A 12765-nucleotide genomic window follows, 5' to 3' on the forward strand; every position below is an offset into this window, starting at 1 on the left:
AAAAACAGGCTATCTCACTAACAGTATCCATTGCTAGTGAGATAGCCTGTTTTTTTTTTACACTGAATGCTAATTGCTTCTTATTTATTTCCAATACGCTCACTCGCTAATGGATCTATATTAGCAACTTTCTCAAAGCGTTCTGCGTTCAGGCTGTTATACTTTGTGAAGATTTGTTTCACTTCTTGCTCCTTCTGCTCGCCTTCCACATCCACCATTACTAGAATATGACCTTCATCCACGTAGTTATCGTAGCTTTCTGCTTCCTCTTCAGGGATACCAAGGCCAATAAGTCCGCCGACTAAACCGCCACTGCCTGCGCCTATCGCCGCTCCGGCTAGTGTTGCCGCAAGAGGTCCGGCTGCAATAATAGGTCCAATACCAGGAATAGCCAAAGCGCCAATTCCCATCAGCAGCCCCGTTACTCCACCCAGCAGACCACCAGTAGCTGCACCTGTAGCCATACCTTCCGGGGCCACGGTTCCCGACTCGTCTCTAAGCGTTTCCTCATCCGCTTTATTTCTCGCGATAATCGAAATATCCTCTGTCCTACAGCCCTGACGCTTCAACTCCTCAATAGCTCGCGAAGCTTCGTATTCGGCAGCAAAGACACCCACTATTCTCTTATTCATCTCCATTACCTCCTATTGATGTAGTTAGCTCATACGTTCAGCTTCATAGCTTACTTAACCAAACTGGACAAGGATAAACTACGATATTTAAATTCGCAACAATTCCGAGTTCATATTCCTTCTAAAATATGCTGTATAATAAAAGTAAGCGGGTACAACTACCCTAGATCAACTCTATAAAAGAAAGAGAAGGAATCATCCATGGCGATATTTAACTATAATTCTGAGCGTCCCTTCCGAGGCAATCCCGACTTGCATCTCCATTACTGGGGGCGGGAGCAGTGTCTTCCCGGGCATTTTTTTGGGCCTGGGGTTCGTGACGTATATAAGATACATTTTATCCATGCAGGAACAGGTGAAGTTACTGTGGGTGAACAGACCCATTATCTTAAACCAGGACAAGCTTTTCTCACCTATCCGCATATCGTAACTGCCTACACAGCAGACATAGCAAATCCATGGACCTATTCTTGGGTAGCTTTTACCGGGGAGCAGGTTGATTATATTTTAGCCAAAACTGCCTTGTCACCTGAGCATCCGATCTTTCCAATGGATGAGCAGCTTATGCCTAATTTGTACGAGCTCCTGACACAAGCAGCTGAAGCTTCGGACAGCCTGGATCTACCTCTAAAAGCAATTATGTATGAGTTCTTCTCTCTGTTACTTCGAGCGGTGCCAGCAGTTCCAGATGTACTTCCTCTACCACGTCAAAAGAGTATTTACGTCGAGCAATGCCTGCACTTTTTGCATACACATTATTGTGAAAATATTTCGGTTGAGATGATGTCCTCTTCGCTCAAGCTGGATCGCAAATATTTATCCTCCTTATTCAAACGGACAATAGGTATGCCACCACAGCAGTATCTATTAAATTTCCGCATCGCTAAGGCGTGCGAGCTGCTGACAGAGACCCTATGCACGATTGGTGAAATCTCACGTTCTGTGGGCTATCAGGACCCCTTACTCTTTTCGCGGATGTTCAAGAAGGTGAAAGGTTGTTCGCCAAAAGAATACCGTAGCCGTCATCTCGAAAATGACATTGTACTATAAACTTCTTCCTTGCTGACATACGTTTGTCCGCGATCTTTCGCTACAATAAGGACGTAACATACTAAGTAATAAGTGTTTATAGGAGGAATAAATCATGTATAACGCAAGCGCTACCAGATATGACAATATGAAATATAATCGCACCGGAAAGAGCGGTCTACTCCTGCCAGCGATCTCGCTTGGTCTATGGCATAACTTTGGCGGCAATGACTTATTTGAGAATGGCCGCGCCATGGTAAGAAGAGCTTTTGATCTTGGAATCACTCATTTTGACCTTGCCAATAATTACGGTCCACCCGCAGGCTCCGCCGAAGAAAGCTTTGGCCAAATTCTTAAAAAGGATCTGACCCCTTATCGTGATGAGATGGTTATCTCGACTAAAGCTGGTTATTATATGTGGGCTGGTCCTTATGGTGAATGGGGCTCCAAAAAATATCTCGTCTCCAGCCTAGATCAAAGCTTAAAACGTATGGGACTGGATTATGTTGATATTTTTTATCACCACCGCCCAGATCCAAATACACCGCTGGAAGAAACCATGGCTGCGCTGGACCTCGTGGTACGCCAAGGTAAAGCGCTTTATGTCGGGATTTCGAATTACGGACCTGAACAAACACGCGAAGCGGCACAAATTCTGCGTCGACTTGGCACGCCATGCCTGATTCATCAGCCAAACTATTCCATAATGTCCCGCTGGATTGAAGATGGCTTGCAGGATGTATTGTCTGAAGAAGGCATCGGCTCCATTGTGTTTTCCCCGTTACAAGGTGGCATACTGACCGATCGCTATCTAAACGGAATCGCTCCTGATTCCCGTGCCGCTGGTCCAAGTGTATTCCTGTCTGAGAATGCCATTACCGAAGAGGCGATCGGCAAGGTTCGCAAACTGAACGAGATTGCTGCTGCACGTGGACAAAAAATGTCTCAATTAGCGTTATCTTGGGTACTCCGTGGAAGCAAAGTAACTTCTGCATTGATCGGCGCAAGTAAGGTAAGCCAGATTGAAGATGCCGTCGCTTCCTTAAATGCCCCAGAGCTTAGCGCTGAAGAGCTAGAGCAAATTGAGGCAATTCTGCGGGGATAAAGCTTAGTTATAACAAGACAAAGACCAATGAGGTCAGGCAGCTTAAAGCTGCTCTGGCATTTCATTGGTCTTCTTTTTTATAGATTAGAGTTCTATTTGCTCACCCAAATATCTGCGTGATGTACACCATGATCAATAATCCAAAAATAAACGAATACGTCGAAGGACGCTCATAACCATGGCCATGACTCTCCGGAATCAGCTCCTTGTAGACGATAAAGAGCATAGCTCCGGCTGCAAAAGCGAGACCATAACCCACAACATTATGCAGGTAACTGGCAGTAAAATACCCGATCACCGCAGATACCATCTCCATCAAACCGGTAAGCGTAACGATTCCTAAGGCTTTTAGCTTGCTTGTTCGCGAATTCATTAGAAAGACTGCAAGAATCAAACCTTCCGGCATATTCTGTGCGCCAATGGCAATCGCCACGGTAGGACCTAAACTGGCCTGTTCGCTGGCATAACTGAAACCTGTACTGAGGCCTTCTGGTATGTTGTGGATGAACAGCGCAATCATAACAAGCAGCGCTTTTGAATCCATATTGGTATAACCGGGCTTATTCTCCACATCGATATGTGGGATGTTATTTTCAATTAAATCAAGCAGCAGCACTCCGGTAATCAAGCCCAAGGTTAAAGCGATAATCCCCGATTCTTTGATCGATTGCGGCATGAGTCCAAACGTGGAGGCGGACACCATAATCCCCGCAGTGAAGGCTACGAGGATATCTTTCCACTTCTCGGATAACCTCTTCACGAACAGGATCGGAAATGCTCCAAGAACGGTAGCCATTGCCGATACAAAGCTGCCAATAAGCGCAGATTCCAAACCTTCAACTCCTTTGGTACAAGTCGGATAGACCAACATATGTTTCAGAAAAAATAATTATTACTTTTTCATACATTTTCGAATGGTCCAATATAGTATGGATCATATCATAAAAGACCTCCCCTAGGTTCGGTTCATACCCTAAGGAGGTCTTTGTCTCACATATCATTATCCAACTCGGTTACACCAGCTTCTTCCGGATCTTGCCGGAAATCAAATCAATAATTGTGATCATCGCAATGATACCTAGCAGTATAATCCCCACGCGGTCCCAATTCCGTGAACTGAGCGCGAAGATTAACGGTGTGCCGATCCCCCCTGCTCCAATCACACCTAAAATCGTAGCCGAACGAACGTTAATTTCGAATCTATATAAGGTATAGGATAAGAATCCCGGCAGCACCTGCGGTAACACCGCAAACCACAATACCTGCATGCGGCTGGCACCAGAAGAAATTAAAGCTTCGAGTGGACCGTTGTCGATATTCTCAATCTCATCCGCGAACAATTTGCCGAGCATGCCCACCGAATGTAGTCCCAGAGCTAGCACACCTGCAAAAGAACCCGGTCCAACAGCCTTGATGAATAACAAAGCCATAATAATCTCAGGGAAGGTTCGTATAAAGCTCAACATCAGCTTGCCGGAACCTGAAATTACCTTTCCCTTGCTCATGTTAACTGCAGCCCAAAATGCAAAAGGAATACATAAAAAGGTCGAGATAAAAGTGCCTAGGATTGAAATAGCTAACGTCTCGAGCAATCCCCGCAGGAGATCCTCCCCATCTGGTAAATAAACGAAGGCCCAGTCAGGTGAGAATATCCCGGCAAAAATTGCTTTAGTAATGATCCCGGCGGTTTCTTTGAATCCATTAAACGGCACTCCCGAAAAAGCCCAAATATATAACGCGGCTAGGGCTACATAAATCAGCCAACGAAAACGATTTTTACGGGGTTTAGGGACAAGGGTATTCCATGATTTACTCATATTAATTTCTCCCGCAGCTTAGTGCTCACATAATCAATAATCAGTACTACTGCTAATGTGAACAAGATGATGGTGCAAGTCTTATCGTATTCCAAAAAGCCTAGGGTGACTTCATAATAGTGGCCGATCCCACCCGCTCCTACCAGACCTAAAACCGCCGCAGCACGAACATTAATCTCGAAGGCATATAGGACATAAGACATAAAATGAGCCTGTACCTGTGGAATGACTCCGAACATAATGCGTTGAATCTTATTAGCCCCCACTGAAGTCATTGCTTCCAAAGGTCCTTGATCAATCGTCTCCATCGTTTCATAGGTAAGCTTGGCGATCAGCCCCAACGAAAATATCGTCAAAGCAAATATCCCAGGAAGCGCACCGAGGCCGAAAATAGCCACAAAGATAGAAGCCAACAGCAGATCGGGAATCGTGCGGATCAGGTTCAGCAGCATACGGACCGGATAATGAAGCCAACGGCTTTGCGTAATATTGCTTGCACACAACAGCGCAACCGGAACCGCAAGAATGGCACCAAACGTTGTGCCAACCAGCGCCATCCGGATCGTCTCCAGCATCGCATCTATAATGTTGTCAAAATACCCCCAGTTCGGGGGAAACATTTCCTTAAGCAAATCAAGCATATTCGGCAGACCGGAAATCAGCTCTCCGAAGGATGAATCGGTTAAGACAGCACTTCTCCACAGTAATACTACTAATATAATGGCTGTAAAATAATGTTTTATCTTTCTTGGCGGTTTGGGATGTAGCTTCTCTGCATTCACACTCATCTCACACGCCTCCGAGTACAGGCTCACCCAACAACTCATCCTGATGAATCGGTCTGCCGTAAATCTCCGCAAACCTCTCATCGGTTGCCTCTGATACAGGACCATCGAAGACAACCTCTCCTGCCCGGAGCCCAATAATCCGGGTAGCGTATTCTCTAGCCAGATCAATAAAATGCAAATTCACAATGGTCGTAATCCCGAGTTCCATATTAATCTTCTTTAGATCATCCATAACCTGCTTGGTTGTGAGCGGATCTAGTGAAGCTACAGGTTCATCTGCGAGGATAATCTGTGCCTCCTGCGCAAGAACACGGGCAATAGCTACACGTTGCTGCTGACCTCCAGATAGCTGATCTGCACGTGTATAGGCCTTCTCCGCGATATTTACCCGATCAAGGGATTCGAAGGCTAAACCGATATCCTTTTGTGGGAATCTGCCAAGTATCGTCCGCAGTGTGGAATGATAGCCCACCCGTCCTGCCAAAACATTACGAAGCACCGTCGTACGTTTCACTAAGTTGAAGCTTTGGAAGATCATTCCGATATTCCTACGGATCATTCGTAGCCGGCTTCCTTTTGCATTCGTAATGGACTGTCCGTTAATAAGAATATTACCTTCGGAAATATCATGAAGCCGGTTAATGGAACGCAGCAAGGTCGACTTCCCTGCTCCCGAAAGACCAACAATAGCTACAAATTCTCCGGCTGGAATGGTCAGGTTAATGTTGTTTAATCCTTTGGTTCCGTTTAGATACGTTTTGGATACATTACGAAGCTCTATCATGAAATCATCCCTTTATGTGTTTTCGTATATTCGTATAAAAGAGATAGCCAGATCCGGGGGGGAATCCGGAGCTGGCTATCCTTAATGCCTGTTATACACCAACATCGTTGTATCCTTGAACGGCCTGTTCTACTCTGTTTTTACTTTACTGTTGTATTCGCGAACAATGTCAAAGTTGCTGTCTTGTGATTTCACATAACCTTCATGAGAGTAAATGTCTTTGATAATCTCATGGCCTTCTGTGTCAGCTGCGATATCAATGAATGCCTGCTGGATTTTTTCAATCCATTCTTTATTCATATCTGAACGGACCGAAATCGTATCGTTAGGAATTTTATCAGTAAAGGCGAGAACTTGAGTATCTTCAAATACTTTTGGATAATCCTTAACGACCGTGTTCCGGGCATCTTGGAAAATAGCTGCTGCATCTACGTCACCATTCAGCACAGCAAGCACGCCTTGATCATGACCTTTAACCGTAATGGCTTGTACATCCTTCAGCGGATCAAGTCCCGCATCCATAAGCGTTGCAGCCGGCCATACAAATCCTGCAGAGGATGTAACGTTTTGATAGGCAATTTTTTTACCTTTCAAATCGGCAACCGATTTGATCGCAGAATCTTTCTTGACGATAATCATAGATTTATAGAAATCCGCTAATTCATCTGTTGGACCACCGGTTTCATCATTTACACCAAAACGTTGAGCCTGAAGAATAACCTCAGCTGCTCCTTTTTCTTTAGCTAACACGTAAGCAGTTGGAGGAAGGAAACCTACATCCACTTTTTTAGAGGCCATAGCTTCGATAACGGTGTTGTAATCAGTAGAGACACTTACTTCTACAGGAATACCGAGCTTGTCACCCAGTAATTTTTCAAGAGGTTTCGCTTTAGCTTCGAGCGTATCTGCATTTTGAGAAGGAACAAATTGTACAGTAAGCTTCTCTGGAACATAACCCTCTGCTACAGGAGCTGCCGTTTCCTTCGGTGCATTTGCCCCGTCCGTCGATCCTTGGTTTGCATTATTTGTAGTGTTGTTAGCGCCACAACCACTAAGCAATGTAATAGACATCATTAGCGGCAATACGAATTTACTGATTTTTCTCAAACGAAAGACCTCCACTGTTTTCTATTTTTATTTTTGAGTACTTCTAAACTATAGATGTGTTTTATTAAATCAATAGCAACCAAGCATCAAATATATGTAAAATTTATTCCAATCTCTTAAAGTTAGCAATTTATCTGCTAGAATGAGGTCTGAACTTATTATCAGGAGGGGCTACCTATGAATAAAGAGAATTCAATAACCTGTGAAATCCTCGTAACAAGTGATCTACATGGACATTTTGGGCCCGTCGATTACCGCACGGGGGAGAAACGACCAGCAGGCTTAGCAACAATTGCTACCCTCATTAAACAAGAAAGATCCCATACTCCTGAGCTGATCCTTATAGATAACGGCGATCTTATTCAAGGCACACCGTTAACTTATTATGCAGCTACACATTATAGTAATGAGCTGAATCCGGGCATAGCTGCACTAAATGAATTGAAATATGACGCTGCAATTATTGGCAACCATGAATTCAATTTTGGCAAAACTCTGCTGAATAAAGCCGTTCAGGATTCCCGCTTTCCTTGGTTATCAGCTGGAATTATAGATAACACGACAAATCAACCCGCCTTTGGTAAACCCTATATCATCAAATGGGTAGATAAAATCAAAGTAGCCGTTCTAGGGGTTACGACGCATTACATCCCCCACTGGGAGAACCCTAGCCATATTGAAGGGCTTCAATTTGAGGATTCGCTAGAGACTGTAAAGCATTGGTGTGCCATTATACGGGCAGAAGAGCAGCCTGATCTGCTCGTTGTAGCTTACCACGGCGGATTCGAACGCGATCTAAGCAGTGGAGAACCTGTAGAGAGACTAACGGGGGAGAATCAAGCCTACGCCATGTGTACAGAGGTAGAGGGCATAGATGTGTTAATTACCGGACATCAGCACCGCTCCATAGCTGGGGAGTTGAACGGTGTTACAATCATACAACCTGGTTGTAATGGACTTTCCCTCGGTAAAATTTCAGTTATCTTCCAAAAAGAAAATACACACTGGAAGATTCAGCGTAAACATGCCGAGCTCCTTACCGTTAATGAGACAACAGCTGCAGATGAAATAATCCTAGAGCTGAGCAGTACTCTTGAATCAGAAACACAAACCTGGCTGGATGAGAGAATAGGAACGGTTATCGGGGACCTGTCTATTTCCAGTGCTGATGAATGCCGCTTGGCTGACCATCCTTTTATAGAATTTATGAATAAGGTACAAATGGAGGCTGCTGGCGTAGACATTTCTACAGCAGCCTTACTCAGTAACGATTGCAAGGGTTTCAGCGAAACCATCACACGCAGAGACATTTTATCGAACTTCATTTATCCCAACACCTTAACCGTCCTAAGACTGACAGGACAAGATATTAGAGAGGCCTTAGAACAAACCGCTAACTATTTCCAACAAGACGAGAACGGAATAATAGCCGTTAACCCCGCCTACATCGAGCCTAAACCACAGCATTACAATTATGATATGTGGGAAGGAATACAATACGAGCTTGATACCGTTAGACCTGCAGGCGAAAGAGTCCTCCATCTGCTGTACCAAGGTCAGCCTATAGAGGACTCTAAAGAATATGAGGTTGTTATGAACAATTATAGAGCCAGCGGTGGCGGAGATTATGAGATGTATAAGGGTAAGCCGATTGTTCAAGAAATTATGATCGACATATCTGAAATTGTCACCGACTACATTGAAAAGCATGGCCAAATTGAAGCTACCTGTGACCATAATTGGAGAGTTGTTTAGGCTTTAGCGATGAACACCCCAATGTCGCTCTCTATCAGCTTCAACGCACTTCTCCAGAAGTCGACGGAGTGAACATCTAGATCCATTGTTGTTGCTACATCAACAATATTATGTTTGCTGGTATCCCTAAGGAACTGGCGATACTTAGGGGCGAACTCTTCGCCCCTCTTTAAATATTCCGCGTACAGTCCTTTAGAGAATAACAAACCAAAGGAATACGGGAAATTCAAAAATTCATTACTAGCCATAAAATATCCAGCTTTGTTCATCCACATGTACGGATGGATTGTACCCGGGTCAATGCCCTCACCATAGGCTTCCACCATACAGGCAATCATCAATTCATTTAGCGCTTGAACAGACAGCGGGCCTAATGCTCTTCTCTCATATAATTTGATCTCAAATAAATAACGGGCATAAAAGTCTACAAGATAATAACCGGCATCAGAAATACTTCTCTCCAGAATAAGCAGAGCTTCCTTCTCCGTTGAATTTGTAATTATGGCATGGTTCACTATCGTCTCACAAAAAATCGAAGCCGTTTCAGCAATCGGAATCGGGTAATCCGTATTCAGCATCGTTTCATTAGCCAGACAGGAGCTATGATAGGCATGGCCGAGCTCATGGGCAAGGATACTAATATCTATGGCATTTCCGGTGAACTGGGTCATAATTCTGCTCTCGCCAATCGGGAAAATATCGATGCAAAATCCATAACCCCCTTTGCCTGATCTAGGTTCTGCATCAACCCATTGCTGATCAAAAGCCTTCTGAGCAAAACAAGCCAGTTCCTCACTAAAGGTTGCGAAGCTCGAGATGATTGTATCTTTGGCGTTAGCGTATGTAATTTTCCCGTTTTCTACACCGACTGGTGCAAAAATATCGTAAAAAGGCAGCTTTGCCGGATGTCCCAGCAGCTCGGCTTTCTTTTGATAATAGGTATGAAAGGCTGGCAGGCTCTCCCCAAGAGCAGTGAGCATAGCTGCTAAAGTCTCGCTGTCCATTCTCGAAGCGATTAACACTTTTTCCAGCGAAGATTGATAACCCCGCATGCCATAAATCGTCAGCGCCTCACCACTAATGCCATTTAAGCTGGCTGCGCAGACCTCAGCAATAAGACTACAGGCTTCTGCCTCTGCTTCATAAGCAGATTTTCTTAAGCTGGCATTATTCTCATAAGCCATACTTCTTAGCTCCGCAAGTGTCACTTGTCTAGTTTCCCCATCTACCACTAAATCTGCAAGTGTACTTGAAGTCCTCTCCATATACAGTCTGCTCCATGCTTTGGATCCTGTACTCTGCATTTTGGCTATGGCCATTTCAAGTTCTTCGCTTAACTCATAGCGGGATTGTAACAGGAGTTCTCGCAAATAAAATTGATGCTCCATTAGATAAGGTGAGCTAACTATAAGCTCATCCATATGATCACAAGTGCTAAACCAGCGCTTAAAAGCCACAACTACCCCGATGATTTCTGAATTGGCCTCCTCAATATCATCAGCAAGGTTCATAGCTTCCTCGCAGCCACTATCTGCGCTGAGTGTTAACTCTGCATAAGCTAACAAGCATACATATACGCTTTTATAATCATTATAAATTCTTAAAAAGCCCTCCACAGGCATGGCTGTAACGTCTTTTACATTCAAATGGTGCTTAGCCCACCGCTTTAAATCTTGTACATGCTGGCCCAGTAGCTTGCGATCCCTTTTTAACTGCTCCGATTCAAAGGAAGGATATAAACTATCTAAGTTCCATGTCATATTCATCCGCAAATCTCTCCCCCTTCGATTCCTATTCTTCTAAGCATAATCCATCCTGCCAGAAAAGTGCATCGACATAATGTACTTCTTCTCTTCATACACAAAAAAAGGACCCTGCCAACGTCCGGCAGGGTCAAAGTCTATATTATAAGGGGGTTATGTGATTACTATAACCCTCTTAGCTTAAAATAATATGAATAGTAGATAAAGATTGGCTTAATCTCCGAACCCTATTGACTTAAGGTTGAAGGATTCACTCTAGCCTTGTTAATCTGAATTCCCACATACACGATAAGGAACAACACCATAAACCCAGCCGAATAACGATACATTATCCCATAATCAGTTGCTGCCGAGATTGCCCCCAGAATAATGGCTCCGCTGGCTACACCCAAATCCGTTGAGTTATAGAACATACTGTTGGCCATACCATATTGTGCAGGTGTTGAGGTGCGAAGCATCCAAGCCTGGATCGTTGGCTGAATAGCGCCGAAACCAAGTCCATATAGCAAAGCGGAAACGATGAGCATTGGCATAGAGGTCGTATAAGAAAGCACAGTTAAGCTTGCAACGACGCAAACCGCCGCCGGGATTAGGACAGAAGCTGGTCCTCTTTTATCAAATAATCTGCCGGAGATAGGTCTTATAATGATGATCGTAACCGCATTAAATAAAAAGAACAGACCCACTTGCTCCAGATGAACTGATTCGCCGAATAAAGCGATAAAGCTTAGCAATCCCCCGTAGGTAATTGCCAACATGACATTTAGAATGGCAGGCAATACTAACTTTGTATTAAACGGAACCTTGAGAGGTTTGGTGGATTCGCTTTGAGTTGGGGTTGGCTGTTTTTTCGGTTGTGCAGGAAGTGAACGAGAAAATAAAAGTACTGGAAAGGCAAGAAGTAAGGTTACCATACCAATCATAGCCAGTGTTCCAAAACCCGATTGTTTCATCACATTTATGCCAATCATCGGACCGATCGACATCGCCAGGCTGGTAGATAAACCGAAATAACCTATCCCTTCACCCATTCTTTTGCTCGGAATAATCTGCGAAACAATCGTTGGAATAATCGTGCTGGCAATCCCGAATCCAATCCCATAGCCCACACGCATCAGCAGCAGCGAGCCAATGGAATCTGCTACAACATAAAGGCCGGTTATAGCGGCGGCAATTGCTAAGCCAATATATAATAATACATTGCGGCTAACCTTCTGCATCAGAAAAGCGGTCATAAAACGTGAAGCGATCGCAGTTAATGCAAAGACGCTGGTAACGAGGCTGACCATAATATCTCCGACCTGAAATTCGCTTTTTACGTAAGACGGAAATGAAGATAACAACATCTGTAAATTCATAAATAAAAATAAAGCACTAATCGTTAAAGCAATAAAAGATTTGGTCCATAATTTCGTACGTAGTTCTTGTTGTTCTAACATAACTTGCCTTCCTACTCTCCATCTGTTATTTGATCTACATGATTGTTTATTCTTAGCAGCAATTCCATGAGCAACTCATATTCCTTACTAGAAATACAGTTCATAATCTCTTCTGTTACTTTATCTTCAATAGGAACGGTTTCCTTCACCAGAGACCTTCCTTTTTCCGTAATATAGACTTTAAAAGAACGCCGATCGTTCTCGCCGGTTCTTTTGTAGATCAGTCCCTTTCCTTCCAAATGATCCAGAATTCGCGTTGTAGTTGGCTTATCCTTACCAGAGCGCTTAGCGATATCCTTCTGAATCAGACCTTCCGTTCTGTCAATATGAAAAAGGACTGACCATTGCTCCGGTGTTATATCATGTTCTTTCAGCCCACTTTGAAATAACATGCTTAATTTACGATAAGTCGTGCCCATCATAAATCCTAAAGTAAGCTCGGATTGGTTATGCTTTGTCGTCATGATCGTATCCCTTCCCAATTAACACTGTTTTAATAGTTGCTTAAACAATTATATTCCTAACAACTAATTTTGTAAAGGTGAA

12 protein-coding genes are annotated in these 12765 nt (G+C 43.8%); 3 read left to right on the plus strand and 9 right to left on the minus strand.

The window, feature by feature from the left end; genetic code table 11:
* Window positions 1–80 precede the first annotated feature (80 nt).
* Window positions 81–632 (minus strand): general stress protein, encoded by a 552-nt coding sequence (locus NST45_RS22155; RefSeq protein ID WP_076100480.1) that lies wholly within the window; start codon window positions 630–632, stop codon window positions 81–83.
* Between the two features lie 201 nt (window positions 633–833).
* Between NST45_RS22155 and NST45_RS22160 the strand changes: the two genes are divergently transcribed.
* Window positions 834–1682: an AraC family transcriptional regulator gene (locus NST45_RS22160; protein WP_076100479.1), complete on the plus strand. Its 849-nt coding sequence runs from the start codon at window positions 834–836 to the stop codon at window positions 1680–1682.
* A gap of 91 nt (window positions 1683–1773) precedes the next feature.
* On the plus strand, window positions 1774–2766 hold the full coding sequence (locus NST45_RS22165; RefSeq protein WP_339826227.1) for an aldo/keto reductase: 993 nt from the start codon (window positions 1774–1776) through the stop codon (window positions 2764–2766).
* 100 nt (window positions 2767–2866) lie between these two features.
* Here NST45_RS22165 and NST45_RS22170 read toward each other — a convergent pair whose 3' ends face one another.
* From NST45_RS22170 to NST45_RS22190, 5 genes are all read right to left on the minus strand, one after another.
* Window positions 2867–3598 (minus strand): ZIP family metal transporter, encoded by a 732-nt coding sequence (locus NST45_RS22170; protein WP_036676473.1) that lies wholly within the window; start codon window positions 3596–3598, stop codon window positions 2867–2869.
* Between the two features lie 181 nt (window positions 3599–3779).
* Window positions 3780–4583 (minus strand): phosphonate ABC transporter, permease protein PhnE, encoded by an 804-nt coding sequence (gene phnE / locus NST45_RS22175; RefSeq protein ID WP_036676480.1) that lies wholly within the window; start codon window positions 4581–4583, stop codon window positions 3780–3782.
* Window positions 4580–5371, minus strand: coding sequence for a phosphonate ABC transporter, permease protein PhnE (phnE, locus tag NST45_RS22180; RefSeq protein WP_036676482.1), 792 nt, complete (start codon window positions 5369–5371; stop codon window positions 4580–4582). The genes phnE (NST45_RS22175) and phnE (NST45_RS22180) overlap by 4 nt, the downstream gene beginning before the upstream one ends.
* A gap of 1 nt (window position 5372) precedes the next feature.
* Window positions 5373–6155, minus strand: coding sequence for a phosphonate ABC transporter ATP-binding protein (gene phnC, locus NST45_RS22185; protein ID WP_076274194.1), 783 nt, complete (start codon window positions 6153–6155; stop codon window positions 5373–5375).
* Between the two features lie 129 nt (window positions 6156–6284).
* Complete coding sequence (locus NST45_RS22190; protein ID WP_038568963.1) at window positions 6285–7262, minus strand: phosphate/phosphite/phosphonate ABC transporter substrate-binding protein; 978 nt, start codon at window positions 7260–7262, stop codon at window positions 6285–6287.
* 177 nt (window positions 7263–7439) lie between these two features.
* Between NST45_RS22190 and NST45_RS22195 the strand changes: the two genes are divergently transcribed.
* The gene (locus NST45_RS22195) at window positions 7440–9017 is read left to right on the plus strand and encodes a bifunctional metallophosphatase/5'-nucleotidase (RefSeq protein WP_038568961.1); all 1578 of its coding nucleotides are present in this window, start codon (window positions 7440–7442) and stop codon (window positions 9015–9017) included.
* On the opposite strand, the gene NST45_RS22200 is transcribed toward NST45_RS22195, so the two are convergent.
* The 3 genes from NST45_RS22200 to NST45_RS22210 form a co-directional block, all read right to left on the minus strand.
* Window positions 9014–10783: a M3 family oligoendopeptidase gene (locus NST45_RS22200; RefSeq protein WP_038568959.1), complete on the minus strand. Its 1770-nt coding sequence runs from the start codon at window positions 10781–10783 to the stop codon at window positions 9014–9016. The genes NST45_RS22195 and NST45_RS22200 overlap by 4 nt on opposite strands.
* A 224-nt stretch (window positions 10784–11007) precedes the next feature.
* Window positions 11008–12219: an MFS transporter gene (locus NST45_RS22205; protein WP_339823839.1), complete on the minus strand. Its 1212-nt coding sequence runs from the start codon at window positions 12217–12219 to the stop codon at window positions 11008–11010.
* Between the two features lie 11 nt (window positions 12220–12230).
* Window positions 12231–12683 carry a MarR family transcriptional regulator gene (locus tag NST45_RS22210; RefSeq protein WP_036676493.1) on the minus strand — a complete coding sequence of 151 codons (453 nt, stop codon included), beginning with the start codon at window positions 12681–12683 and terminating at the stop codon, window positions 12231–12233.
* Between the last annotated feature and the right edge of the window lie 82 nt (window positions 12684–12765).

The sequence above is a fragment of the Paenibacillus sp. FSL R7-0163 genome (assembly GCF_037969975.1).
GTDB classification, from domain to species: domain Bacteria; phylum Bacillota; class Bacilli; order Paenibacillales; family Paenibacillaceae; genus Paenibacillus_AQ; species Paenibacillus_AQ odorifer.